The 24,858-nt window shown below is 69.6% G+C and carries 19 protein-coding genes and 1 pseudogene; 7 read left to right on the top strand and 13 right to left on the bottom strand.

What is annotated here, in order from left to right; all coding sequences use genetic code 11:
- Positions 1–27 precede the first annotated feature (27 nt).
- Entirely contained in the window at positions 28–753 is a 726-nt protein-coding gene (locus AB0I18_RS09745) for a glycoside hydrolase family 75 protein (RefSeq protein ID WP_363104869.1), read from the top strand.
- Positions 754–868: 115 nt separating this feature from the next.
- On the opposite strand, the gene AB0I18_RS09740 is transcribed toward AB0I18_RS09745, so the two are convergent.
- From AB0I18_RS09740 to AB0I18_RS09725, 4 genes and pseudogenes are all read right to left on the bottom strand, one after another.
- Positions 869–1,570 carry an SDR family oxidoreductase gene (locus AB0I18_RS09740; protein ID WP_363104868.1) on the bottom strand — a complete coding sequence of 234 codons (702 nt, stop codon included), beginning with the start codon at positions 1,568–1,570 and terminating at the stop codon, positions 869–871.
- A gap of 206 nt (positions 1,571–1,776) precedes the next feature.
- The gene (locus tag AB0I18_RS09735) at positions 1,777–2,661 is read right to left on the bottom strand and encodes a class I SAM-dependent methyltransferase (protein ID WP_363104867.1); all 885 of its coding nucleotides are present in this window, start codon (positions 2,659–2,661) and stop codon (positions 1,777–1,779) included.
- A 182-nt stretch (positions 2,662–2,843) separates the two neighbouring features.
- Entirely contained in the window at positions 2,844–4,550 is a 1,707-nt protein-coding gene (locus AB0I18_RS09730) for a glycoside hydrolase family 6 protein (protein ID WP_363104866.1), read from the bottom strand.
- A 44-nt stretch (positions 4,551–4,594) separates the two neighbouring features.
- A pseudogene (locus tag AB0I18_RS09725) lies at positions 4,595–4,956 on the bottom strand (cellulose-binding protein); the annotation flags it as partial.
- Positions 4,957–5,377: 421 nt separating this feature from the next.
- Here AB0I18_RS09725 and AB0I18_RS09720 point away from each other — a divergent pair.
- Both AB0I18_RS09720 and AB0I18_RS09715 read left to right on the top strand, forming a co-directional pair.
- Positions 5,378–8,293, top strand: a complete 2,916-nt coding sequence (locus AB0I18_RS09720) for a glycoside hydrolase family 48 protein (protein ID WP_363104865.1) — start codon at positions 5,378–5,380, stop codon at positions 8,291–8,293.
- Between the two features lie 174 nt (positions 8,294–8,467).
- Complete coding sequence (locus AB0I18_RS09715) at positions 8,468–11,128, top strand: cellulose binding domain-containing protein (RefSeq protein WP_363104864.1); 2,661 nt, start codon at positions 8,468–8,470, stop codon at positions 11,126–11,128.
- A gap of 66 nt (positions 11,129–11,194) precedes the next feature.
- Here the strand turns inward: AB0I18_RS09715 and AB0I18_RS09710 are convergent, their stop codons facing one another.
- Positions 11,195–13,066: a rhamnogalacturonan lyase gene (locus tag AB0I18_RS09710; RefSeq protein WP_363104863.1), complete on the bottom strand. Its 1,872-nt coding sequence runs from the start codon at positions 13,064–13,066 to the stop codon at positions 11,195–11,197.
- A 75-nt stretch (positions 13,067–13,141) separates the two neighbouring features.
- Positions 13,142–14,125, bottom strand: coding sequence for a YafY family protein (locus AB0I18_RS09705; protein WP_363104862.1), 984 nt, complete (start codon positions 14,123–14,125; stop codon positions 13,142–13,144).
- Positions 14,126–14,187: 62 nt separating this feature from the next.
- Here AB0I18_RS09705 and AB0I18_RS09700 point away from each other — a divergent pair, with 62 nt between their 5' ends.
- Positions 14,188–14,667, top strand: a complete 480-nt coding sequence (locus AB0I18_RS09700; protein WP_363104861.1) for a hypothetical protein — start codon at positions 14,188–14,190, stop codon at positions 14,665–14,667.
- Positions 14,664–15,143 carry a hypothetical protein gene (locus AB0I18_RS09695; protein ID WP_363104860.1) on the top strand — a complete coding sequence of 160 codons (480 nt, stop codon included), beginning with the start codon at positions 14,664–14,666 and terminating at the stop codon, positions 15,141–15,143. Before AB0I18_RS09700 ends, AB0I18_RS09695 begins: the two co-directional genes overlap by 4 nt.
- Here AB0I18_RS09695 and AB0I18_RS09690 read toward each other — a convergent pair.
- A complete protein-coding gene (locus AB0I18_RS09690; RefSeq protein WP_363104978.1) occupies positions 15,130–15,849 on the bottom strand; it encodes a class I SAM-dependent methyltransferase in 720 nt (239 codons plus the stop codon). The two genes, AB0I18_RS09695 and AB0I18_RS09690, sit on opposite strands and share 14 nt — an antisense overlap.
- Before the next feature lie 8 nt (positions 15,850–15,857).
- Positions 15,858–16,163, bottom strand: a complete 306-nt coding sequence (locus AB0I18_RS09685) for a 4a-hydroxytetrahydrobiopterin dehydratase (RefSeq protein WP_363104859.1) — start codon at positions 16,161–16,163, stop codon at positions 15,858–15,860.
- Between the two features lie 211 nt (positions 16,164–16,374).
- Between AB0I18_RS09685 and AB0I18_RS09680 the strand changes: the two genes are divergently transcribed.
- Positions 16,375–17,259, top strand: a complete 885-nt coding sequence (locus AB0I18_RS09680; RefSeq protein WP_363104858.1) for a helix-turn-helix transcriptional regulator — start codon at positions 16,375–16,377, stop codon at positions 17,257–17,259.
- Positions 17,260–17,311: 52 nt separating this feature from the next.
- Here the strand turns inward: AB0I18_RS09680 and AB0I18_RS09675 are convergent, their stop codons facing one another.
- Positions 17,312–17,731, bottom strand: coding sequence for a hypothetical protein (locus AB0I18_RS09675; protein ID WP_363104857.1), 420 nt, complete (start codon positions 17,729–17,731; stop codon positions 17,312–17,314).
- A 262-nt stretch (positions 17,732–17,993) separates the two neighbouring features.
- On the opposite strand from AB0I18_RS09675, the gene AB0I18_RS09670 reads away from it, so the two are divergent.
- Positions 17,994–18,857, top strand: coding sequence for a helix-turn-helix transcriptional regulator (locus AB0I18_RS09670; protein WP_363104856.1), 864 nt, complete (start codon positions 17,994–17,996; stop codon positions 18,855–18,857).
- A 109-nt stretch (positions 18,858–18,966) separates the two neighbouring features.
- On the opposite strand, the gene dnaK is transcribed toward AB0I18_RS09670, so the two are convergent.
- From dnaK to AB0I18_RS09650, 4 genes are all read right to left on the bottom strand, one after another.
- A complete protein-coding gene (gene dnaK / locus AB0I18_RS09665; protein WP_363104855.1) occupies positions 18,967–20,862 on the bottom strand; it encodes a molecular chaperone DnaK in 1,896 nt (631 codons plus the stop codon).
- Positions 20,863–20,986: 124 nt separating this feature from the next.
- Positions 20,987–21,415 carry an OsmC family protein gene (locus AB0I18_RS09660; RefSeq protein WP_363104854.1) on the bottom strand — a complete coding sequence of 143 codons (429 nt, stop codon included), beginning with the start codon at positions 21,413–21,415 and terminating at the stop codon, positions 20,987–20,989.
- A gap of 64 nt (positions 21,416–21,479) precedes the next feature.
- Entirely contained in the window at positions 21,480–23,225 is a 1,746-nt protein-coding gene (locus AB0I18_RS09655; protein WP_363104977.1) for a hypothetical protein, read from the bottom strand.
- Positions 23,226–23,287: 62 nt separating this feature from the next.
- Entirely contained in the window at positions 23,288–24,349 is a 1,062-nt protein-coding gene (locus AB0I18_RS09650; protein ID WP_363104853.1) for a MoxR family ATPase, read from the bottom strand.
- Positions 24,350–24,858 lie beyond the last annotated feature (509 nt).

The following is a 24,858-nucleotide window of genomic DNA, read 5'->3' as shown; positions in this document are numbered from 1 at the left end:
CTTTCCTGACAGAAGGGGTCCCCCACAGTGCGCACTCGGACACTGGCCCTCGCCGCCGCCACCGGTACCGCGCTTCTCGCCACCGTGGCGCTCCCGGCGGACGCCGCCTCCGGCCCGGCCCCACTTCAGGCCCAAGACCAGGCTCAAGCCCAGGCCCAGGCCCAGGAAGGCACGGTCAGCGCCGCAGCCCTCCTCGCCAAGGTGACGTCCTGCTCCCAGATCTCCAACGGCAGGTACCGCACCGACCAAGGGGTCTCCCCCACCATCCCCGTCTGCGGCAAGAACGGCGCGGTCTTCTGGAAGGCCGACATGGACATCGACTGCGACGGTCAGGTCACCGCCCGCTGCAACAGATCCACCGACCCGTGGTTCCAGGCCGACACCGCGTTCCACCAGTCCGACGGCAGGCCCCTGAACTCCGAGAAACTCCCGTACGTCGTCGTGCCCAGTCCGAGCGCCACCTGGAACTACGCGAACGCCGGCATCAAGGGCGGCAGCGTGGTGGCTGTCGTCCACGGCGATCAGGTCCAGTACGCGGTCGTCGGCGACACCGGCCCCACGAAGATCATCGGCGAAGCCTCGTACGCCACCGCCCGAGCCCTCGGCATCGACCCCGATCCGGCGACCGGCGGCACCGGCTCGGGCGTGACGTACATCCTGTTCACCGGCTCGCGGGTCTCCCCGCTGGAGAGCCACAGCGCGGCGGTGTCCCTGGGGGACACGCTGGCGAAGCGGTTCCTCCAGAACAATTGAGTACGCCGAGCGCCCGGCCCGGCACCACGATGCCGAGCCGGACGCCCGTTGCCCCCGTTGTCCTCCCTGCTCCCCCTGCTCCCCCTGATCCCGCCGCTCCCGCCGCTCCTGCGACTCAGACCGGCTGGCCGATCGGCCGTATGGTCACGCTGTTCACATCGACGCCGACCGGCTGCCGGATCGCCCAGACGATCGAGTCGGCGATCTGGTCCGAGGTGAGCAGATGCCCGGGCGGCAGGCTGCCGTAGTTGTCCCAGAACGGTGTCTCCGTGCGGCCGGGCGAGATCAGGGTCACGCCCACGCCGTGCTCGGTGACCTGTCGCCGGGTGTTCTCGGCGAGCCCGGTCACGGCCCATTTCGTCGCGCCGTAGATGTTGCCGGGACCGTGGATGTGCCCGGCGACACTGCCGACGAGAACGATCCGCCCGCGTGTCTCCTTCAACTGGTCGATCGACGCCCGGATGAGCAGCGCGGGCCCGAGCACATTGGTCAGCACCATGTCCCGCCAGCCGGCCGGATCGCCCTCGGCGACGGTGTCGTGCGTGGCGAACCCGGCGTTGGCGACGACGGTGTCGAGCCGCCCGAACGCCTTCACGGTCGCCTCGACGGCCGCCTGGACGTGGTCGAGATCGGCCGCGTCCCCGGCGATGGTCAACAGGCCTTCCGGCTCACCGAGTTCCTTGGCGAACCCGCGCAGCCGCTCCTCCCCGCGCCCCGTCACCGTCACCCGGTGCCCGGCATCGAGCAACTGCCGCGCCACCGCCGCCCCGATACCGCTGCCGCCGCCCGTGATCAGTGCCACCGGTGAGTCAGTCATGCGTTCCCCCAAGTCGTGTCCGCCGAAGTCCGACGAATTGAGGGGAGTCCATCACTTGGAGCGCTCTCGATGTCAACCCGTGCCGACAACGGCCTCGTCAGGGCGCAGCCCTGCAGGGGCGCGGGACTGTGACATTGTGCGGCTCCGCCGCGTGGGCGCGACCAGCCCCCACAACCCGCACTCTGCCCACCGACCCGCGCGAAGCGCTAAGCCTTGACCCCGACATACACCGTCAGCGCCGTCAGCAGGAACACGTCCGGCCGGTGATGCACACTCGCCTTGTCGTCCGGGTCGAGGAGCCGGTCGAGCGTGGCGAGATCATCGGCGTCGAGACCGTCGGCGAGGCCCTCCCTCCGGTGGCCGAGGCTCGTGGCGACGAACGCGCGACCCTCGTCCGAGAGAGGCGCGGGCAGATCGAGCAGGAAGGAGCGCGTCCCGGAGTGACGAAGCCCGGCCGCGGTCAGCAGGGCGGGCCAGTCCTCGGTCTCCTCCGCCGCGCCGGGCAGCTCGGCCCGCATGCGCGCGAACCACTCCTCCTGGACCGCGTCCAGGCGGGCCTGCAGGCCGGGGCGGCCGATGCCGATGTCGCGCGGGAGGTAGCGCGAGGGCAGGCCGCCCTCCAGCAGGGCGAGGGTGCCGCCGGGTGCGAGCCGGTCGGCGAAGCCGGTGAGGGCGGCCCGCTGGTCGCCGACGTGGTGCAGGGACCTGCTGGCCCACAGGAGGTCGGCGGGGTACTCCAAGTCACCCAGCCCGTCGGCGAGTTCGGCCTCCAGAGTGCTGAAGCGATCGGCGAACCCGCGGTCGGCGGCACGGGCGCGGGCCCGTTCCAGGAGAGGTGCCGCTCCGTCCACGGCGACGACCCGCGCCGACGGGAACGTATCGGCGAGGAGGCAGGAGATGACGCCGGGGCCGCTGCCCGCGTCCACGATCAGCTCGGGCTCCGGGTGCTGGTCCCGCAGCCAGCCGGCCGCCTGCGTGTAGACGGGGGTGAACAGCTCGGCCTCCTGCTCCAGCAGGGGGAGCATCTCGGCGAAGTCCATGTGGGTGTCGCTGTGGCCGTGGTTGTGGCCGTGGTCCTGGTCGTGTGCCATGGCTGCGAACCTCTCGTTCGGGGTGCGTCCAGCGTGCTACGCGACTCCCGGAAACGGCCACTCGCCTTGCGGAAACAGCAAGAGTTCCCCACGCCCCGGAAGGGGCGCGGGGAACTGCGCGACCAGCCACACTCAGCCGGCGGACGAACCCTCAACCGAGGTGACGCCACACCGGCGGAGCGTCACAGTGCCGGGTACGCGTTCTTCATGAGCTCCTGGAACTGTGCCGAGAACCAGTGCCCCGACAGGGGCGCGTTCGCCAGCGCGCCGGACATGTTGTTGTTGTTCCGCGGGTTGCCGGTGTACGTCGGGTCGCACATCCGGTCGAAGCCCTTGCCCTCGGTGTTGTCGATGGCGGTGCTCGAACCGTCCGACTCACCCGGCGGCTTCATCCACACGTAGGCGTCGATGCCGGTCGCCGGCGCCGCCTGCGGGCGTTCGCCGAGGCCCGCGCCCGACTGGTTGCACCAGTTTCCGAGGTGGATGCGCCGGTCGTAACGGCCGCCGTCGACGTAGGTGTTGACGTTGGTCGTCGCGCCGGGACCGGTGGGCCGGGCCGTGCCGCCCCAGCCGTTGCGGGAGGTGTCGATCAGCATGCCGAGCTTGGAGTCGAAGCCGATCGAGACGAGGTGGTTGCGCATGGCCTGCGCGTACGACAGCTCGTCGACGTACTGGTTCCAGTCGATCCAACTCGAGGTACGGACCGAGGCGCCGCCCACGGAGTCGCCGACCTTGAAGTGGTCTTCCTTCAAGGCACTGTAGTTGGCGGTGTTCACGATGAAGCCGTGCACATCGGCGACGGTCGCGCCCTCGGCGGTGGCGGCCTGCTTGAAGAGGTCGGCGGAGGGCCCGAAGTTGGTGTCCCAGCCGAGCCAGCCGTGGTGTCCGGCGTCCACGTAGTTGTAGACGTTGGGCGCGTCACCGAGCTTGTTCAGCGCGTAGCCGACGCCCTTGATGTAGTTGCCGTTCGCCTTCATCGTGTCGCAGTTGGGAGTGGCGGTGGGACGCGGCGTGACGTTCGTGACCAGGTTCGGCAGCGAGTCGATCTCGACGGTCGTGACGATCCGCAGATCCGCGTACTTGGCGTCCTTGAGGATCGCCGCGATCGGGTCGATGTACTGAGTCTTGTACTTGTCGATCTCCGTCGCGCCGAGCTCGCCGTTGGAGGCGAGGGCCGAGCAGTCACGGCCGGGCAGGTTGTAGATGACGAGCTGGACGACCAGTTCGTCGGAGCCCTTCTGCTCCAGCGCCTCGTCGAGGTGGTCGCGCAGGCCCATGCCGCCGTTCACGCCGTTGATCGCGGCGGTCCGGTCGAGCCATACACCCGTCGGCTGGTTGGCGATCCGGCTGCCGCCGGTCTCCGCGCGGGCCTTCGCCGCCCACTCCGGGTTCACGTACACCTTGGCGCCCGAGTACGGGTTGTCGACCTTGGGCCCTGCCGGGTCCGGCGGGTCCGTGGGGCCGCCGCCTCCGTCGACGTTGCAGGTCACGCCGTCGAGGGTGAAGGTCGTGGGCATCGCGTTGGTGCCGCTGTAGGTGCCGTTGAAGCCGAAGCTGATCGAACCGCCGGTCGCCATCGTGCCGTTGTAGCTCTCGTTGGCGGCGGTGACCGCGGTGCCGCTCTGGCTGAGCTTCGCGTTCCAGCCGCTGGTGACCTTCTGGTTTCCGGCGTACGACCACTTCAGGGCCCAACTCGACTTGGCCGCGGTGTTGTTGGTGACCGTGACCGCGGCGGTGAAGCCGGTGTCCCACTGGTTCTGCACCTTGTAGTCGACGGTGCAGGGGACGGCGGTCACGCCGACGTCCGAGGGTATCGCCGCGACTGCGGCGCCCGCGGTGCCGGCAACGAGCGCCAGCGCCGCCAGTAATGCTGTTCTGGTACGGCTCATGTGCGGGGGGTCCTATCTCTTCGTTGAGATCTGTCTGTTGCGATCTATTCGTTGAGGGCGCGCAGGTGATCGCGCAGCCCGGTGCCGAACGACGTGGGCGTGCCGTCGTAGTTGGAGATCAGGGCCGGCCCGGAGTCGCAGTTCCAGGTGCTCCAGGTCCAGCCGAGCTAGGAGAGGTTCCGGTCGTCGACCACTTCATGACGCGGTCGATGAAGGAGTGTGCGCGGGAGTTCTCGCCGATCTCGCCCGCCACGAGCGGGACCTGGGCGGCGACGGGTGCGAGCGTGTCGTCCCAGCAGCTCTCGTTGGAGCAGGAGTTGAAGTTGTAGACGTGCCAGGCGGCGGCGAGATTGCCCGCCGGATCAGTGGGCTTGTACGTCAGCCACTGACTCAGGTCGATCGAGTATTTGACGGCACCCTGGAAACCGGCGTCCCACTGACTGGTGACCGAGTACTCCACCGTGCAGGCGGGTGCGGCTCCTGAAGCCGTGCCGACCGGCGCGACCGCGATGCCCACAAAAGCGGGCGCGGCTGCGCCGACCGCTGAACGAGGTAGACGCGGGGGGTGTCGCATGAGCGAGTCCTTGCAGCTCGGACACGTCGTGACGGACGTGTCGACTGATGGAACCGCTCCCACTGGTGCGGATGAAGCTAGCGCCAAGTGCGGGTAAAGGACAGAGGAGTTGCACTGTTGATCTATCGAATCATTTCGACTCTTCAAACACCTTGACCCCTTGCACCCCCCTCATCAATATGGGAGCGCTCCCACTGGTTCAAGGCTTGTTGCTCCACCCCCGTCTCCGAGCCGCAAGGAGAGGAACCAGAACATGGCACCCAGACGCAGACGCCGCATCGCGCGGCGGATGTGGACCGCCGTGGTGGCGGCCCTCGCTCTCCCGATCACGATGCTCGCCACTGGTACAACTCCCGCACAAGCGGCGGCAGTTCAGTGCAGTGTCGACTACAAGACCAATGACTGGGGTTCCGGTTTCACCACGGAGCTGACACTCAGCAACCGCGGCACGGAGGCCATCAGCGGCTGGACCCTGACGTACGACTACGCGGGCAACCAGCAGCTCAGCAACGGCTGGAGCGGCACCTGGTCACAGTCCGGCAAGACGGTCACGGTGAAGAACGCCTCCTACAACGGCACGATCGCCGTCGGGGCCGCCGTCACCGCGGGCGCCCAGTTCACCTACAGCGGCAGCAACGCCGCCCCCACCTCCTTCGCCATCAACGGCACGGCCTGCACCGGCGCCCACCAGCCGCCGATCACCGTGCTGACCAGCCCCGCCGCGGGCGCCGTCTACTCGCAGGGCGACGCGGTCCCGCTCGCCGCGACCGCCGCGGCCGCCGACAACGCCACGATCAGCAAGATCGAGTTCTACGACGACACGAAGCTGCTGGGCACCGACACCACCTCGCCCTACACGCTCTCGGCCACCGGCTTGGCCGTGGGCAGTCACTCGCTGCTCGCGAAGGCGTACGACAGCCTGGGCGCGTCGGCGGAGTCCACCCCGGTCGGCATCACGGTCGCCTCGGGTCCCGCCGTGGTGGTCTCGCCGACCCAACTCGGCGTCCAGCAGGGCAAGACGGGCACGTACGACGTGAAGCTCTCGACCCAGCCGTCGGCGAACGTGACCGTGACAACCGCTCGCGCGAGCGGCAACACGGGCCTGTCCGTCACCGGTGGCGGCTCGCTCACCTTCACCCCGTCGAACTGGAACACGGCGCAGAAGGTGACCATCACCGCCGACACCTCCGGGACCGGTTCGGCGAGCTTCGAGTCGACGGCCACCGGCCATGCCAAGGCCGCGGTCACCGTCACCCAGCTCGCCGCGTCGAAGGAGTACGACGCCCGCTTCCTGGAGATGTACGGCAAGATCACCAACCCGGCGAACGGCTACTTCTCCCCCGAGGGCATCCCGTACCACTCGGTGGAGACGCTGATCGTCGAGGCGCCCGACCACGGCCATGAGACGACGTCGGAGGCGTACAGCTATCTGCTGTGGCTCCAGGCCATGTACGGCAAGGTGACGGGCGACTGGACCCGGTTCAACGGGGCTTGGGACATCATGGAGAAGTTCATGATCCCCACGAAGGCCGACCAGCCGACCAACTCCTTCTACAACCCCTCGAAGCCGGCGACGTACGCGCCCGAGTACGACACCCCGAACGAGTACCCGTCGCAGCTGGACACCGGTGTCTCGGTCGGCCCCGACCCGATCGCGGCGGAGCTGAAGAGCGCATACGGCACGGACGACGTGTACGGCATGCACTGGCTGCAGGACGTCGACAACGTCTACGGCTACGGCAACTCGCCGGGCAAGTGCCAGGCGGGCCCGGCCGACACCGGGCCGTCGTACATCAACACCTTCCAGCGCGGGCCGCAGGAGTCCGTGTGGGAGACCGTGCCGCAGCCGACCTGCGACAACTTCACCTACGGCGGCACGAACGGCTACCTGGACCTGTTCACCAAGGACGCCTCGTACGCCAAGCAGTGGAAGTTCACCAACGCCCCCGACGCCGACGCGCGTGCCGTGCAGGCCGCGTACTGGGCGGACATCTGGGCCGAGGAGCAGGGCAAGGGCTCCGAGATCGCCGGGACCCTCGGCAAGGCCGCGAAGATGGGCGACTATCTGCGCTACTCCATGTACGACAAGTACTTCAAGAAAATCGGCAACTGCGTCGGTCCGTCGACCTGTCCGGCAGGCACCGGCAAGGACTCCTCGCACTACCTGATGTCCTGGTACTACGCCTGGGGCGGCGCCACCGACACCTCGGCGGGCTGGTCCTGGCGCATCGGTTCCAGCCACACCCACGGCGGCTACCAGAACCCCCTCGCCGCGTACGCGCTCAGCTCGTACGCCGACCTGAAGCCCAAGTCGGCGACAGGACAGGCGGACTGGGCCAAGTCCCTCGACCGGCAGCTGGAGTTCTACCGCTGGCTGCAGTCGAGCGAGGGTGCCATCGCGGGCGGCGCGACCAACAGCTGGGGCGGCCGTCATGCCACCCCGCCGGCCGGTACGCCGACCTTCTACGGCATGTTCTACGACGAGAAGCCCGTCTACCACGACCCGCCGTCCAACCAGTGGTTCGGCTTCCAGGCGTGGTCCATGGAGCGGGTCGCCGAGTACTACCAGCAGACCGGTGACGCGGACGCCAAGGTCGTCCTCGACAAGTGGGTCGACTGGGCGCTGTCCAAGACCACGGTCAACCCCGACGGCAGCTTCCGCATCCCGAACACCCTCCAGTGGTCGGGCAAGCCTGACACCTGGAACGCCTCAAGTCCCAGTGGAAACACAGGACTTCACGTCACCGTCGCCGACTACACCAACGACGTGGGCGTGGCGGCCGCGTACGCCAAGACCCTGACGTACTACGCCGACCGGTCCGGTGACGCCGAGGCGAAGACGACGGCGAAGGCGCTGCTCGACGGCATGTGGGCGAACAACCAGGACGCGCTGGGCATAGCCGTCCCGGAGACCCGCGCCGACTACAACCGCTTCGACGACGGCCTGTACATCCCGAGCGGCTGGACCGGCGACATGCCGAACGGCGACCCGATCAACTCCTCGTCCACCTTCGACTCGATCCGCTCCTTCTACGAGGACGACCCGGCCTGGTCGAAGATCGAGTCCTACCTGGCGGGCGGAGCCGCGCCCTCCTTCACGTACCACCGGTTCTGGGCCCAGGCGGACATAGCCCTCGCCATGGGTTCATACGCGGAGCTCCTCGAATAGCCCCTGCTGATCGCTCCGCGGGAAGGCGGTACGGAAGCCGCGGGTAATCCGTGGCTGGTCGCGCAGTTCTTCGCGCCCCGATGGCGCGCGGCTGCACCGTGCCTGGGCGGTCCCCACCGGGGACCGCCCGGCCTTTCGCACCTCCACCCCCCACATGCAAGGAGAGGGAGCACCGTGCGAAGAACCCCCGTCCTCACGGCCGTGCTCAGCCTCGCGGCCGGGCTGATCGCCGGCACACCCCCCGCGCTGGCCGCGCAGTCGGTCGAGAAGGCCGCACCCTCGATATCCATCGCCGCCGACACGTACACCTGGAAGAACGCCCGCATCGACGGCGGCGGATTCGTCCCCGGCATCGTCTTCAACCGGGCCGAGAAGAACCTCGCCTACGCCCGTACGGACATCGGCGGCGCCTACCGCTGGCAGGAGTCGTCGAAGACCTGGACCCCGCTGCTCGACTCGGTGGGCTGGGACCGCTGGGGCCACACCGGCGTTGTGAGCATGGCCTCCGACTCCGTGGCACCGAACAAGGTGTACGCGGCCGTCGGCACGTACACGAACAGCTGGGACCCCGGCAACGGGGCCGTGCTCAGGTCCGCCGACCGGGGCGCGACCTGGCAGAAGGCGGACCTGCCGTTCAAGCTGGGCGGCAACATGCCCGGGCGCGGCATGGGTGAGCGTCTTGCGGTCGACCCCCACAAGAACAGCGTGCTCTACCTCGGCGCGCCGAGCGGCAAGGGCCTGTGGCGTTCCACGGACTCGGGTGCCTCCTGGTCGCAGGTGACGAACTTCCCCAACGTCGGCAACTACGCGCAGGATCCGACCGACACGAGCGGCTACGCCTCCGACAACCAGGGCATCGCCTGGGTCACCTTCGACGAGTCGACCGGCACGGGCACGAACGCCACCCAGACCATTTATGTCGGGGTCGCCGACAAGGACAACGCCGTCTACCGCTCGACCGACGCGGGCGCCACCTGGTCCCGCATCGCCGGTCAGCCGACCGGCTACCTGGCCCACAAGGGCGTCCTCGACGCCGAGAACGGCTACCTCTACCTCGCGTACAGCGACAAGGGCGGCCCGTACGACGGCGGCAAGGGCCAGCTGTGGCGGTACGCGACGGCGACGGGAGCCTGGACGAACATCAGCCCGGTCGCGGAGGCCGACACGTACTACGGCTTCAGCGGGCTGACGGTCGACCGGCAGAAGCCGGGCACGGTGATGGCGACCGCGTACAGCTCCTGGTACCCGGACACGCAGATCTTCCGCTCCACCAACAGCGGCGGCACCTGGACCAAGGCCTGGGACTACACCTCGTACCCCAACCGCTCGAACCGCTTCACGATGGACGTCTCGTCCTCACCGTGGCTGACCTGGGGCGCCAACCCCTCACCCCCCGAACAGACACCCAAACTCGGCTGGATGACCGAGGCGTTGGAGATCGACCCGTTCAACTCGGCCCGGATGATGTACGGGACGGGTGCGACGATCTACGGCACCGAGAACCTCGACCAGTGGGACAGCGGCGGCCAGTTCACCGTCAAGCCGATGGTGCAGGGCCTGGAGGAGACAGCGGTCAACGACATCGCCGCTCCCCCGTCCGGCGGTGCCCAGCTCTTCAGCGCGCTGGGTGACATCGGCGGCTTCCGGCACACGGATCTCGCCAAGGTCCCCTCGATGATGTTCACTTCGCCGAACTTCACCACGTCGACGAGTCTCGACTACGCCGAGTCCAACCCCAACACCGTGGTACGGGTGGGCAATCTGGACTCGGGTCCGCACATCGCGTTCTCGACGGACAACGGCGCCAACTGGTTCGCGGGCACCGACCCTTCGGGCGTGAGCGGCGGCGGCACGGTCTCGGCGGCCTCCGACGGCAGCCGCTTCGTGTGGAGTCCGGAGGGCGCGGGCGTGCAGTACGCGACCGGCTTCGGTACGTCGTGGTCGGCGTCGAGCGGGATTCCGGCGGGCGCAATCGTGGAGTCGGACCGGGTCGACCCGAAGACCTTCTACGGCTTCAAGTCCGGGAAGTTCTACGTCAGTTCGGACGGCGGCGCGACCTTCACGGCCTCGTCCGCGGCCGGGCTGCCGAGCGGCGACAGCGTGCGCTTCAAGGCGCTGCCCGGTACGAAGGGCGACGTCTGGCTGGCGGGCGGCGCGAGCGACGGCGCGTACGGGCTGTGGCACTCCACGGACGGCGGCGCGAGCTTCACCAAGCTGCCGGGCGTCGAGCAGGCCGACACGATCGGCTTCGGCAAGGCCGCGGCCGGCGCCTCGTACCAGACGCTCTACACGAGCGCGAAGATCGGCGGCGTACGCGGCATCTTCCGCTCCACCGACAAGGGCGCGACCTGGACCCGGATCAACGACGACGCCCATCAGTGGGGGTGGACGGGGGCCGCCATCACCGGTGACCCGCGCGTCTACGGGCGCGTGTACGTCTCGACGAACGGGCGCGGTGTCATCTACGGCGACTCGTCGGACACCGGCGGTGGCGGTACGGATCCGACACCGACCGGTGCCTGCGCGGTGACGTACAAGATCACGAGTCAGTGGTCGGGCGGCTTCCAGGCCGATGTTCAGCTCGCCAACACCGGGACGAGCGCCTGGAGCGGCTGGTCGCTCGGCTGGTCCTTCCCGGACGGGCAGAAGGTCACGCAGATGTGGAACGCCGACCACACCCAGTCCGGTACGGGCGTCACGGCGAAGAATCTGGGCTGGAACGCCAACGTGGCGCCCGGTTCGACGGTGGGCTTCGGCTTCACCGGAAGCTCGTCGGGATCCAATGCCAAACCGGCGGCCTTCAAACTCGGTGACCAGTCCTGCTCGGTGACCTGACAACCTGGGCCGGACGAACGGGAGGGCGCGTGCTGACAGCACGCGCCCTCCTTCGATCCAGGAAGCCTACGGCGTGTAGACCGTCGGTCGCGGCGCCGTCGCCATGCCGTTGCCGATGTGGAAGCTCGGATGCGGCGGCTGGTTGTAGGCGGTGTTCTGCCAGGCCAGCGCGGTGCGGTACATCGTGTCGTGGAGCAGAGTGGTGATCTTCGTGCTGGTCTCGTTCGGCGTGGAGTAGATCCGCAGGGCGGTGTTGTTGGACGTGGCCCAGACGACCTCCTCGCGCCAGTCGCCGAAGAGGTCGCCGGACAGGGCCGGCGTCGCCTTGGTGCCGTTGTTGGAGTGGACCGAGGCGCCGGTCAGCAGCCGGGTGTCACCGGACGTGCCGTACTTGTCGATGCGCGTGCCGTCGAGCAGTTCGCGGGTCGTGTCGCCGTCCCACCAGCTCACGAAGTTGATGCTGGACGGTTCCCGGCCGAGCGAGCCGCCGGCGGCCGAGCGCAGGGTGGTGTCGGAGGCGGACCAGGCCTCGGAGCCCGCGCTGCCGGCGTAGATGTCGGCGGCGACCCCGCGGCCGTTGTCGGCGCCGGTAGCCGTCTGCCAGAGGACGGACCCGGTGCGCGCGTCGGCCATCCAGGAACCGGGCTTGGAGGAGTCCTCGGAGACCTTGAAGTACTCCAGGCCCGAGCGGGACGGGTTGTGGTCGCCGACATGGCCCGCGTCACCGTGGTTGAGCCTCGTCGTCCACAGCCCGTTGCCGTTGTCGTCCACGGTCATGCCGCCGTAGACGATCTCGTCCTTGCCGTCGGCGTCCACATCGGCGACGGACAGGCTGTGGTTGCCCTGGCCGTCGTAGCCCTTGCCGCTGTTGGTCGACGAGTTGGTGTCGAAGGTCCAGCGGCGTGTGAAGGCGCCGTTGCGCCAGTCCCAGGCCGCGATCACCGTACGGGTGTAGTAGCCGCGCGCCATGATGACCGAGGGCCGGGCACCGTCCAAGTAGGCGGTACCGGCGAGGAAGCGGTCGACACGGTTGCCGTAGTTGTCCCCCCAGGAGGAGACGGTGCCGCGCGCCGGAACGTAGTCGACCGTCCCCATCGCCTTGCCCGTCTGACCGTTGAACATGGTCAGGAACTCGGGCCCGGACAGGATGTACCCGCCGGAGTTGCGATGGTCGGCGGACGAACTGCCGATCACCGCACCCGTGCCGTCCCTCGTACCGTCCGCGGTCTTCATGGCGACCTCGGCCTTGCCGTCGCCGTCGTAGTCGTACACCTGGAACTGCGTGTAGTGCGCGCCCGAGCGGATGTTCCGCCCGAGGTCGACGCGCCACAGCCGGGTGCCGTCGAGCTTGACTCCGTCGATGATCGTGTTGCCGGTGTAGCCGGACTGGGAGTTGTCCTTGGCGTTGGTGGGCTGCCACTTCAGGACGAAGTCGAGCGCGCCGTCGCCGTCGAGGTCGCCGACGGAGGCGTCGTTGGCCTCGTAGGTGTACGCGACTCCGTCGGGAGTCGTACCGCCGGCGGGCGGGGTGATGGGGACGTCCTTGTATCCGGTACGGAACTGGATCGCGTGGACCGAGTCACCCTGCTCGACGCCGCCCACGACGGAACGGACCGTGTAGTCCGCCGAGTTGGGCGCACCGGAATGGAAGTAGTTCGTCGAGCCGGTGATCGGGGTCGAGTTGACCTTCGTACCGGCCCGGTAGACGTTGAACGCCACGTCGTTCGGGTCGGTGCCGAGCCAGCGCCAGCTGACGAGGTTGCCGCTGCCGGTGTACACGCTGACGACGCCCCGGTCGAGCTTCTCGACCTGGCGGGCGGTCGCGGCCTGCGCCGGTGAGGCGGTGAGCGCGGTGAGACCGGCGGCCGCGAGGGCGCCGGTGACCACGGTGGTGAGGAGGAGCCGGGTCCTGCTGCGTCTGCGATGCGGGTGCTGCACGGTGAGTACCTCCTGAGAGGGGCAGACGGGTTCTGCCTTCTCAGTCGCCGCCGGTGGCACGGGAGTTGCCGCCTTTTAGCAAGCGCTCTCTACAGTCTCTGCGATGTACCTGCGGGCCAGTGCCGCGACCGTCCCGGCGATGCGTTCGCGCAGCTCGGCCGGTTCCAGGACCTCGATGTCCGTGCCGAGGCGCAGGAACTCGTCGTGGGCGTGGGCGAGGGACTCGATCGGGAGGGTGGCACGGGTCCAGCCGTCCGCCGGGTCGGGGCGGCCGGTGGCCCGGGCGGCACGGGCGGCGGGCCCGGTCAGCCGCGCGACGGCTCCCGGGGCGAGCCGGACGGCCGCCTCCCCGTGGTACAGCCGGTCGTGGAAGTCCCGCTGGTACGCGGTCCAGTACGCGGCGAGGTCGAAGTCCTCGGGGCGGGTGAACTCCTCGTCGGCGGCGGCCAGTTCGAGGATCTGGTCGACGCGGAAGGTGCGCGGCCCGGGGCCCGCGACCACGTACCAGCGGCCTGCCTTCAGGACCAGTCCGTACGGTTCGAGGCGGCGCTCCACGTCGGTGGGCTCGCGCCAACGGCGGTAGCGGACGTGCAGTACGCGACTGTTCCAGACGGCGTCGGCAACGGCGGGGAGGTACGGGGCGCCCCCGCTGTCGGCGTCCGCGTACCAGCCGGGCGCGTCGAGGTGGAAGCGGCCGCTGACGCGGTCGGCGTGCTCGCGCAGCTCGCGCGGCAGGGCGGCGCGCACCTTGAGCTGGGCGGCGGCGAGGACAGGACCGAGTCCGAGCTCGGCGGCGGGTCCGGGCGCGCCCGCGAGGAACAGGGCCTCCGCCTCGCCCGCGGTGAGTCCGGTGAGGCGGGTGCGGTAGCCGTCGAGGAGCCGGTAGCCGCCCGCGTGTCCCGCGTCGCCGTACAGCGGGACACCGGCGGCACTCAGCGCCTCGACGTCCCGGTAGACCGTGCGCACCGAGACCTCCAGCTCCTCGGCGAGGTCTGCGGCGGTCATCCGGCCCCGGGTCTGGAGCAGCAGGAGGATCGAGACGAGCCGGGCTGATTTCACCTGGCCAGAATGTCAGGCTTCACTGACATGAGGTGTCAGTGAAGCCGCCTTAGCTTCCCCTCATGGCCTTCACGGAGAAACTGCTGACCGTGCCGCCGCCCATCGAGGTGGCCGGGCGGCACATCAAGCGCTACCACGTCACCGCCGACCCGGCGGGCATCGCGCCCGAGGTCCAGGAGGCGGCGTACGCGATCCTGCCGAAGCTGCTGCCGGAGCCGGACGGCACGCCACCGGCGACCTTTGTGGTGCTGCACCGGGGCGGTGACGACGGCGCGTACCTCAACGCGTACAGCTGGGTGTGGGACAACGTGCTGCACTTCAAGGGCGCCTCGGCGGGCCAGCCGGTGCTCGGCTGCCCGGACCGGGACCCCACTCACTTCATCACCCTGGAGCTGCCCTGGATCGGCTGTGTCTGGGAGCTGCCGCCGATCCTGCACGAACGCGACGCCTGGGTGCGGCACTTGCTCGCGCCCGACGTTCCCGACCTCGACGCCTATCTCGCGGACTCGCTTCCCGAGGGCACGACTGGAGACCGCTCATGAGTACGCCGCACGACTTCGACTTCCTCGTCGGTGAGTGGAACATCGCCAACCGCAGGCGCACGGACTTCCTGGACCCCGACAGCGCCTGGGAGGAGTTCCCGGCGACGCACCGCTGCTGGAGTCTCTTCGACGGGGCCGCGAACATCGACGAGATGGACGTACCCGCCCAGGGGCGGGCTCAAGGGTGGAAAGGGTTGACGCTGCGGCTGTTCGACCGCGATACCGACCAGTGGGCGCTGAACTGGTCGAGCAGCCGCTCCGGACGGCTGTTCCCACCCGTGATCGGCCAATTCGCCGACGGACGGGGGGAGTTCTACGGCGATGACACACACGACGGCAAGGATGTGCGGGTGCGGTACGTGTGGTCGGGTATCTCGGAGAGCACGGCCCGCTGGGAGCAGGCGTTCTCGGTGGACGGCGAGAAGACGTGGCTGACCAACTGGATCATGGAGTTCACGGTTCCTAAGGCTTCTTGAACGCCCGGAGCTTGAACTCCGGGTCAGGGCGCGGGACTTGCTGATCCGGTAGCTGCTCCAGGCGGAACGCCAGCTTTTCGGTGAGCGAGTCGCCGGGCGGCAGCAGCGTGTACCAACCGCGCCGCACGTCGGCGGCCGCCCGCGCCGGGGACCGGCCCTGGCCGCGGAAGCTCGACCGTCCCACCGGGACCAGGGCGTGCCGGGCGGCGTACGAGGCCACCAGGTCCGAGCGGTCGCGGGCGGCGCGGCGCGGACGCGGCGCCATCACGGCGTCGATGTCGCTGCCGACGTCGTGCGCGGCGGCCTTGTCGACGGTCGTGACGAAGACGCCGCCGGGGCGCAGTACCCGGGCCACCTCGGCGACGACACGTTCCGCGTCGTCCAGCAGATGCAGCAGCCAGATCGCCGAGACGGCTCCGAACGAGCTGTCGGGGAAGGGAAGTTGGCGGATATCCGCGAGCACGACCCGTCCCGGGACCCGCTCGGCGGCCCGCCGCAGCATGCCGTACGCCGCGTCCGCGCCCGTCACTTCGAGCCCGGCCTCCGCGAGCCGCCGCGTCACGATCCCGGTGCCGCAGGCGGCGTCGAGGAGGTTGCCCGCCCCTTCGGGGATGAGTCCGAGTACGGCATCCGCGGCCGCGGCGGCACGGGGCTCGCCGCCGCGGGACGCGTCGTACCGCACGGCCTCCTCGTTGTAGTCGAACACCGGTGCGCTCAACTCGCGCCGTGCGCGGGGGCGAGCTCCTCGACCCGGCGCGCCAGGTCGAGGTCCAGCTCGGTGACGGCGCCGCCCACGCTGTGCGTGTTCACGGCGAGGGAGACGGTGTTGTAGCCGAGGGTGAGGTCGGAGTGGTGGTCCAGCTCGTCCTGCACCTGGGCGATGTGCACGACCAGCGCGGCCGCCGCGAAATGCGAGCCGAGCCGGTAGGAGCGGGCGATCCGGTCTCCGTCGAGCGACCAGCCCGGCAGCTCCGCGAGACGCTCCTCGATGTCCTTCTGCGACAGCGGTTCGACGGGCATGAGCTCGCTCCTTCCCTGACGTACGAATCTCTTCGGCTCTCTTCGGCTCTCTTCGGCTCTCTTCGGCCATGACGTGCGGATCTCTTCAGCGTGCCACAGTCCGGCTGTTTCGGCCCTGGTCAGGTGGGTTCCCGACCCCCACCGGGGTATGCGTTTCGGCCGTGCGGGCCGCTCATCGACCCGCGGGCCGCGCATCGACTACGGTCGTGTCATGACCGCCGCCGCATCCGCCAACGGGTCCACCGCCAGGTCCGCCCCGGCATCCGGCACGGCGTCCGGCACGGCATCCGGCGCCGACAAGGGGATCGGCCCGCTGCTGCGCGGCTGGCGGGAGCAGCGCAGGGTCAGTCAGCTGGAGCTGGCGCTGCGCGCCGGGTCGTCGGCACGGCACATCAGCTTCATCGAGACGGGCCGCTCCCGGCCGAGCGAGGAGATGGTGCTGCGGCTGGCCGAGCACCTGGACGTACCGGTGCGGGAGCGCAACTCCCTTCTTCTGGCGGCCGGTTACGCGCCCCACTACCCGGAGACCCCGCTGGACGACCCGGCCCTTGACGCGCTGCGCGAGGGCGTGGAGCGGCTGATCCAGGGCTACGAGCCCTACCCGGCGTTCGTCGTGGACGCCACGTACAACGTCGTCGCCGCCAACCGGGGCATCGCGATGCTGCTCGACGGTCTCCCCGAGCACCTGCTCGCGCCTCCGCTCAACGCGATGCGGCTGACGCTGCACCCGGAGGGCCTGGCGCCCAGGATCCGCAATCTGCGCGAGTGGCGCGGCCATCTGCTGGCCCAGATGGAACGGGACATCGCCCTGCGCCGCTCGGAACCACTGCGCGCGCTGTACGAGGAGGTCGCTGGGTATCCGCACCCCTCTTTGCAGGAACACTCCTCCGCGGAGAGCGACGGGGAACCCGTGGAGCAGGTGCCCCAATTCGCGCTGCCGATGCGGATCGAGCACGACGGCCTGGTGCTGTCCTTCATCTCGTCCATCTCGACGTTCAACACGCCCATGGACGTGACGGTCGCCGAGCTGGCCATCGAGACGCTGCTCCCGGCCGACCCGGCGACGGTCAAGTACCTGCACTCGCTGATGTCCTGAGGCTCTGTCAGCCGTTCCCTCGGCAGTCGTTCCTTCGTCAGCCGATCCTTCGTCAGTCGTTCCGGACGGCCCGCAGCGCCGCGTACTGCAGCAGCGCGAACCCCGCCACGGTCAGCGCCTGCACCGGCACCCACACCGCTCCCGCGGTACTCGGTGACAGCCATACGGCGAGCGCGACGAAACTCAGGGCCGCCCAGGCGAGGTTGATCTCGATCACCGCCCGCACCGGGAAGACCGGCGGCCGGCGACGGGAGGCCGCCCAGGCGACGCCCGCCGCGTACACCGTGAGGAGCAGGCCGAGCGTGCGCAGCAGCCCCGAGTCGACGCCGAGCAGCCGCCCCAGCGGGCCGGACACGGTGAGGTAGGCGATGCCGTTCGCGCCGGTCACCGCGGCGTCGAGCGCCAGGAAGCGGCGCAGCATGGTCTGCGGCTCGGTGGTGCGGGCCAGCGATGCGAGCTGGGTTGCGGACATGGCGGATCACCCTCCGTCGAGGTCGGGTCGGAGCAGGTCGGTGGACCCGGTTCCCGGACCGGAGTGCGCCGGCCCGGGAACCGGTATGGCCACCATGCCGGGCGCCGCGGAGCCGGTCGATTACCCACGAAGTAATGGCGGAGGTGAGGGCACCGGAAGAGGAGGGAAAGGGCAGAGGTGAAGATGACGCGCCCGATCACGTGAGGGTTGAGCGGGAACATGGCACACTTCTGGCCATGCTCGGCGCATGGGGAGGCGTGGCGTGAGTGAGAGGCGTCCGGCGCCGACCGTTGGGCAGGTCGTGCTGGGAAGACGGCTTCAGGAATTGCGTGAGGCGTCCGGTCTGAAGAGGGACGAGGCCGCGCGGATCCTGCGTGTCACGGGTGCGACCATCCGCCGGATGGAGATGGCCGAGGTCGCGCTGAAGATCCCGTACGTCCAGGTGCTCCTGTCGACGTACGGCGTGCCCGACGACGAGATCGCGGCCTTCGTCTCGCTGGCCGAGGAGGCGAACCAGCCCGGCTGGTGGCAGCGCTACCACGACGTCCTGCCGGACTGGTTCAGTCTGCATGTGAGTCTGGAGCAGGCGGCCTCGATCATCCGGTCGTACGAGCCGCACTTCGTGCCGGGGCTGTTGCAGACCGAGGAGTACGCGCGTGCCGTGCTGGAGGCGGGCACGGTCGGGCAGACCGGGCCCGAGGAGATCGAACGCCATGTGTCGCTGCGGCTGGCCCGGCAGAAACTGCTGACCGGAAACGACCCTCCCCACCTGTGGGTGATCATGGAGGAAACGGTCCTGCGGCGGCCGGTCAGTATCCGGCCCGAGGTGATGGCGGACCAGTTGGACCATCTGCTGGAGGTCGTCGAGAACGACCACATCACGTTGCAGATCGCCGAGTTCGAGGCCGGCCCGCATCCGGGGACGTACGCGCCGTTCGTGCTGTTCCGCTTCGCGGAGCCGGAGCTGCCGGACATGGTCTACAGCGAGTATCTGACCGGTGCGCTCTATCTCGACTCGCGCAAGGAGGTCGCCGCGCATCTGGAGGTCCTGGACCACATGACGACCGGGGCGGCGACCGCCCAGCGGACCGTGGAGTTGATTCGGGAGCGCCGGGCGGACTTCTGACGGTTCGCTCCGCGGGGGGAGCGGGATTCCGGTTGTCTGTTGGCTGACGGTCGTCGTGGGCTGGTCGCGCAGTTCCCCGCGCCCCTCCAGGGGGCGCCCCTTGGAGGGCTCAGGCCGCGCCGCCCTTCGTGTTCTCGCTGCCCTTCTCCTCGTCGACTATCTCTGCGTCGACCACGCCCTCCTCGTCCGACGGTGCGGGCTGTTCGGTGCCGGGCTGCTGGTCGGGCTGGTCCTCCGAGGGGGGCTGCTGGGTCTGGGCGTACATCGCCTGGCCCATTTTCTGGCTGACGGTGGCGAGTTTCTCGACGCCGGTGCGCAGGGTGCTCGTGTCGGCGCCGTCCGCGCTCTCCAGGAGTCCCTTCAGTTCGGTGATGGCGGACTCGACCTCGGTCTTCGTGTCGGCCGGGATCCGCTCGTCGTTCTCGCGGATGAACTTCTCCGTCTGGTAGACGAGTTGTTCGGCCTGGTTGCGGGTCTCGGCCGCCTCGCGGCGCCTGCGGTCCTCGTCGGCGTACTGCTCGGCCTCGCGCATCATGCGGTCGATGTCGTCCTTGGCGAGCGCGGAGCCGCCCGTGACGGTCATCTTCTGCTCGCGGCCCGTGGCGAGGTCCTTCGCCGAGACGTGCATGATGCCGTTGGCGTCGATGTCGAAGGCGACCTCGATCTGCGGCACCCCGCGCGGGGCGGGCGGCAGGCCGGTGAGGTCGAAGACCCCCAACTTCTTGTTGTACGCGGCGATTTCACGCTCGCCCTGGAAGACCTGGATGCCGACCGACGGCTGGTTGTCGGTGGCGGTGGTGAAGATCTCCGAACGCCTCGTGGGAATGGTCGTGTTGCGTTCGATGAGCTTCGTCATGATGCCGCCCTTGGTCTCGATGCCCAGGGACAGCGGGGTGACGTCGAGGAGGAGGACGTCCTTCACGTCACCGCGCAGGACACCCGCCTGGAGGGCCGCGCCGAGGGCCACGACCTCGTCCGGGTTGACGCCCTTGTGCGGGTCCTTGCCGGTGAGTTCCTTGACCAGCTCGGTCACCGCGGGCATCCGGGTGGAGCCGCCGACGAGGATGACGTGGTCGACCGCCGAGAGCTTCACGCCCGCGTCCTTGACCGCCTGGTGAAAGGGGTTCTTGCAGCGGTCGAGCAAGTCGGCGGTGAGTTCCTGGAACTGAGCACGCGTCAGCTTCTCGTCGAGGTGCAGCGGGCCTTCGCCGGTGGCGGTGATGTACGGCAGGTTGATGGTCGTCTCGGTGGACGAGGACAGCTCGATCTTGGCCTTCTCGGCGCCCTCGCGCAGGCGTTGGAGCGCCATCTTGTCCTGGCCGAGGTCGATACCGTACGAGCCCTTGAAGCGTTTGACGAGGTGCTCGACGACCCGCTGGTCCCAGTCGTCGCCGCCCAGTTGGGTGTCGCCGTTGGTGGCCTTGACCTCGATGACGCCCTCGCCGATCTCAAGGAGCGAGACGTCGAAGGTGCCGCCGCCCAGGTCGAAGACGAGGACGGTCTGCTCCTCGCCGCGGTCGAGCCCGTACGCGAGGGCCGCGGCCGTCGGCTCGTTGATGATCCGCAGGACCTTGAGGCCCGCGATCTCGCCGGCCTCCTTGGTGGCCTGGCGCTGGGTGTCGTCGAAGTAGGCGGGCACGGTGATCACGGCGTCCGTGACGTCCTCACCGAGATACGCCTCGGCGTCCCGCTTCAGTTTCTGCAGCACGCGCGCGGACAGCTCCTGCGCCCGGTAGCGGGTACCGTCGATGGTGCCGCTGTCGGGGAACCGCCAACTCGGGTCGCCCATATGGCGTTTGACGGAGCGCGCGGTGCGCTCGATGTTCGTCACGGCCTGCCGTTTGGCGACCTCGCCGACGAGGACCTCGTTGTTCTTGGCGAAGGCCACCACCGAGGGCGTGGTGCGCGCGCCCTCCGCGTTGGCGACGACGGTGGGCTCACCCCCTTCCAGCACGGCCACCACCGAGTTCGTGGTACCGAGATCGATCCCGACCGCACGCGCCATGTCCGTCCCCTTCCGCCAGGACTTCCTGACCTCCATCACAAAACTTGAGTGCCTTCTTGTCAACCCCTGGAAGCACTGATGCCGCGCCCCTCACAGGGGCGCGGCATCGGTGGAGGTGCGAACGTCAGGCGAGCTTCGCCGACAGCGTGATCGTCGTGCCGGTCAGCGCCTGGCTCACCGGGCAGTTGACCTTCGCGTCCTCGGCCGCGGCGACGAAGGCCTCCTCGTCGAGGCCGGGCACGGTGCCCTCGACGGTGAGGTGGATGCCGGTGATGCCCTCGCCGGGCTGGAAGGTCACGTCGGCCGAGGTGGTCAGCTTGGTCGGCGGGGTGCCGGCCTTGTCGAGGATGTTCGAGAAGGCCATCGAGAAGCAGCTGGAGTGAGCGGCGGCGATCAGCTCCTCCGGGCTGGTCTTGCCGTTCGCCTCCTCGGCGCGCGACGCCCACGTCACCGGCTGCTCAGCGATGCTGCCGGAGGAGTCGAAGGTGACGACGCCGTTGCCCTTGAACAGATTGCCTTCCCACACGGTGTGTGCGGAGCGCGAGGTAGCCACGAGGAATCCCTTTCGATCAGGTCCCGGTTCCGGGATCCGTAGCACTATCCGATCACACTCCGGCTCAGCACACGCGGAAGACCGGCCCCCGTGCGGTGAACGGCAGCGAACGACCTTGTGGAATCAGGTACGCGTGCTCGCGGCGGACCCGCAGCACATCGCAGTACCCGTCGGTGATCACCAGGACCGGCGCGCCGGGCGGGAAGTCCTCGGCACGGTGCAGCAGGTCGATTCCGGGCTGCAGGACCGTGCCGCCGCGGCCGCGCACCCGTACCCGCCCGGCGATCTCCGTGACGGGCAGGAACCCCGCGTCGTGCGGGGCCGCGTCGCAGAAGACGACGCGTGCGGCCGGTACGTCGCGGGCCTCGGCGTACGAGGCGATCGCACCCAGCGCCTTGCCGAGCAGCGTGCGGTCCATGGAACCGGAGGTGTCGAGGACGACGCCGAAGGTGCAGCGGGCGATCTCCTCGGGCGGGAAATAGCGTCCCGCGCGCGGGATGTCGGGAGTTGCCGCCTGACGGCGGGACGGGCGCGCATACGTCCGTACGGGCTCGGGGCGGGGCACGAACTCGTCGAACCAGCGGGCCAGTCGGGCGTCCCAGGGCAGCGGCGGATGGCTGAGCGCACGGATCTCCTCGACGAGTCCGCCGGGCAGCAGGCCGCGGTCCTGCCCCTGGTGCAGGTCGAGGCCCTGGCTCAGGCCGCGGCGGTAGAACTCGTCGAGGTCCACATAGTCGCGGGGCGAGCCGAGGGGGCCGCCGAGGATGTCTCCCACGCCCTTCCCGCGCAGGGTGGCGAGGCGTCGCCTGCCGCGCAGGTCGGAGGCGATCCGGTCGTACACCTCCTCGGCCGAGAGGTCCTTCAACTCCCGGTCGTACAGCAGCCCTTCGGGCATCGTGCCGACCTGCATCTCCCGCAGCCAGCCGTTGATGACGTAGTCGCAGGCGACGTTGAAGAGGTACGGGTCGCGGCCGCCGCAGCGGTCGCTGTGGCGCAGTGCGGCGTGCAGCATCTCGTGCGCGAGGACGAACCGCCACTCCTCGTCGTCGAGTTCCCGCAGCGGATTGACGTAGATCTCGGCCGCCTCCGTGTCGACCGCGGCGACGGAAATGCCGTGGGCGCGGGCGAGTTCGGCGTCCGCGACGAGGGTGATACCGGCCGCGATGCCGCCGAGCAGCGGGTACGAGGACACGAACCAGCTCAGCGCCCGCTCCCAGGGGCGCAGCGGGGTCGGCGCGCCGGTCATGGAGTCGCGGCGGCCGCCCGCCATGTCCATCGCGGTGCGCATGGTCCGGGTGAGCGCGTGCGCGAAGGCGAGCTGCCAGTCGGGGGCCTGACCGGCGGGCGGCCATGTTCCGTCGTCCCAGCGCAGGAGCAACTGGTCCGGCTCCCCGCCCGCGGTGCCGCAGTTCGCGTACGCCGGCGGGATGCCGTCGCGGCGCCAGCGCGCGGCGAGCTGCTCCTCGTCGCCGCCCGGGTAGGAGGCGGGCAGGTCGTCGGGGGTGCGGCCGACCGGGAAGGTGAGCAGGAACCGGTTGACGACGGCGCAGCGCGCGGCGAGGTCGAACCGGTCGGGCTGCTCGCGCTCGACGGACAGGGCCGGTACGTGCCCGAAGCCGAGGTGGATGAGCCCGTGCGCGACGGCCCAGGCCCACTCGGCGGGCTCGGCCCTGCGGGTGGGGTGCGCGTGCAGGTGCCCGTTGGAGTCGATCCGCACGAGCCCGTCCCGCGGCGCCACCCCGCATGTCTCCACACGGCACGGCTTGCAGGGGAGCGCGGCGAGTGCCGGGTTGGCCGACACCAGCCTCATCCCGGCCAGGAACGCCTCCGTGGCGGGGTCCGGCTTGGCGGCGGCCCGCTTGCGGGCACGGCTCACCGCCGTGCCTCCACCAGTCGCGGCATGTCGCGGGCCGCCTCCACCAGGAACCAGGCGGGGAGGACCGGGTTGCCGTCGCGGTCCGAGGCGATGACGGTCTGGGCCACCTCGACGGAGATCTCGGCGAGCTGGACGAGGAGGGACTTGGCCCGGTACGCGGCCTGCCGGCCGTTGGCGCTCACGTGCTCCTTGCTGGCGGGGAGCTCCTTGATGAGGCGGCCGCGGAAGGACTCCGCGAGGTAGTACAGCAGGTCGCGGTCCTCGACGCGGTTCGGCCAGCGGGCCTCGCCCTTGAGGATGGCCTCGATGCCGAACCGGCTGCGGACGATCTTCACATAGCCGCAGAAGGCGACCGCGTGCGCGGGCGTCAGCGTGCCGTGCGCGATCACCTTCAGGGTGGTCTCGTCGAGCGTCGGGCCGAAGGAGTGCAGCGCGTCGGAGAGCATGTGCCAGGAGCGGGGAGTGGAGAAGGGCTCCTCCGTCTTCGGCGGCTTGGACCACAGGTGGTCGGGGCGGTCGGTGAGGTGGTCGAGCACCCACGGGTGGATGTCGTTCGCCGCCGCCCACACCAGCCAGTCCTTCGGGGACGCCTCCAGGTGCACATGCGTGAGCCGGTTGACCAGCGCCGAGGCGATCGGGCGCGCCAGCGCGTTGTCCGTCGCGCGGTTGCCGGCGCCGATCACGATCGAGCCCGCCGGCAGCTCGTAGTTGCCGATGCGGCGGTCGAGGATCAGCGAGTAGAAGGCCTTCTGGACGTCCGGCGTCGCCGCGTTCAGCTCGTCCAGGAACAGGCAGTACGGCTCGTCGCGGGCGATGGCCTCGGGCGGGCAGAAGACGGAACGGCCGTCGCGGATCTGCGGTACGCCGATCAGGTCCTCCGGCGCCAGCTGCGTACCCAGCAGGCTCACGCACTCCAGACCCAGGGACTCGGCGAACTCCCTCACCAGGGACGACTTTCCGATGCCGGGGGCGCCCCAGACGAAGACCGGCCGCACGGTCGCGAGACCGAGCAGCAGCTCCGGTACACGGGCGGGGGTGACGGTGACGGCTGCCTGCACGCAGTGGCTCCAGGTGGGTGTTCGAGCGGGGCGCGCTGGTGCGCGGTGTCCGATACGAACAGTGTGGGCGGTTCGCACCGTGGACCGCAGCCCATTTTCGGGGCGGGGGGCGCTGCCCGTGCGACCGGTGCCGCCCACACCACAGCGCCGGGTGAGGCGGCGCGATATGCCCGTGGCGCAGTCGCTATGGCCGGAATGCGAGCTGGGCAAATCCCTCCGGCGGTGACATTTTGGGGCCGCCTCGCCCGCTGGAAACGGGGAGCGGGCGAGGAGTCTCGCGACGGCATCACCGCTGAGGTACGCCCACGAGGACGCCGATGTCCAGGTCTGGGCCTACAACGCCCAGGCAGGCAGCGGGTTCACCACACGTCGCTGGGTGGTCGCTCCACTGGCCCGGTGAGTCGGGGCTCATCGGGGCCGGCAGAGACGGCGGGCCGCTCCTCCGTCATGGGGGTCCGCCCACCCGGCCGGGCCCGTGGCCGAGGAGGGGGAGTGATGACCTTGGCACC

The sequence above is a fragment of the Streptomyces sp. NPDC050704 genome (genome assembly GCF_040654355.1).
GTDB lineage: Bacteria > Actinomycetota > Actinomycetes > Streptomycetales > Streptomycetaceae > Streptomyces.
The sequence above is the reverse complement of the archived record's forward strand: the minus strand, read 5'-3'. Positions and strand labels throughout refer to the sequence as shown.

Coding starts and splice junctions, on each gene's coding strand:
- AB0I18_RS09740 (WP_363104868.1), bottom strand. CDS start 1,570: ATGACTGACTCACCGGTGGCACTGATCACGGGCGGCGGCAGCGGTATC.
- AB0I18_RS09735 (WP_363104867.1), bottom strand. CDS start 2,661: ATGGCACACGACCAGGACCACGGCCACAACCACGGCCACAGCGACACC.
- AB0I18_RS09730 (WP_363104866.1), bottom strand. CDS start 4,550: ATGAGCCGTACCAGAACAGCATTACTGGCGGCGCTGGCGCTCGTTGCC.
- AB0I18_RS09720 (WP_363104865.1), top strand. CDS start 5,378: ATGGCACCCAGACGCAGACGCCGCATCGCGCGGCGGATGTGGACCGCC.
- AB0I18_RS09700 (WP_363104861.1), top strand. CDS start 14,188: ATGGCCTTCACGGAGAAACTGCTGACCGTGCCGCCGCCCATCGAGGTG.
- AB0I18_RS09695 (WP_363104860.1), top strand. CDS start 14,664: ATGAGTACGCCGCACGACTTCGACTTCCTCGTCGGTGAGTGGAACATC.
- AB0I18_RS09685 (WP_363104859.1), bottom strand. CDS start 16,163: ATGCCCGTCGAACCGCTGTCGCAGAAGGACATCGAGGAGCGTCTCGCG.
- AB0I18_RS09680 (WP_363104858.1), top strand. CDS start 16,375: ATGACCGCCGCCGCATCCGCCAACGGGTCCACCGCCAGGTCCGCCCCG.
- AB0I18_RS09675 (WP_363104857.1), bottom strand. CDS start 17,731: ATGTCCGCAACCCAGCTCGCATCGCTGGCCCGCACCACCGAGCCGCAG.
- dnaK (WP_363104855.1), bottom strand. CDS start 20,862: ATGGCGCGTGCGGTCGGGATCGATCTCGGTACCACGAACTCGGTGGTG.
- AB0I18_RS09655 (WP_363104977.1), bottom strand. CDS start 23,225: ATGAGGCTGGTGTCGGCCAACCCGGCACTCGCCGCGCTCCCCTGCAAG.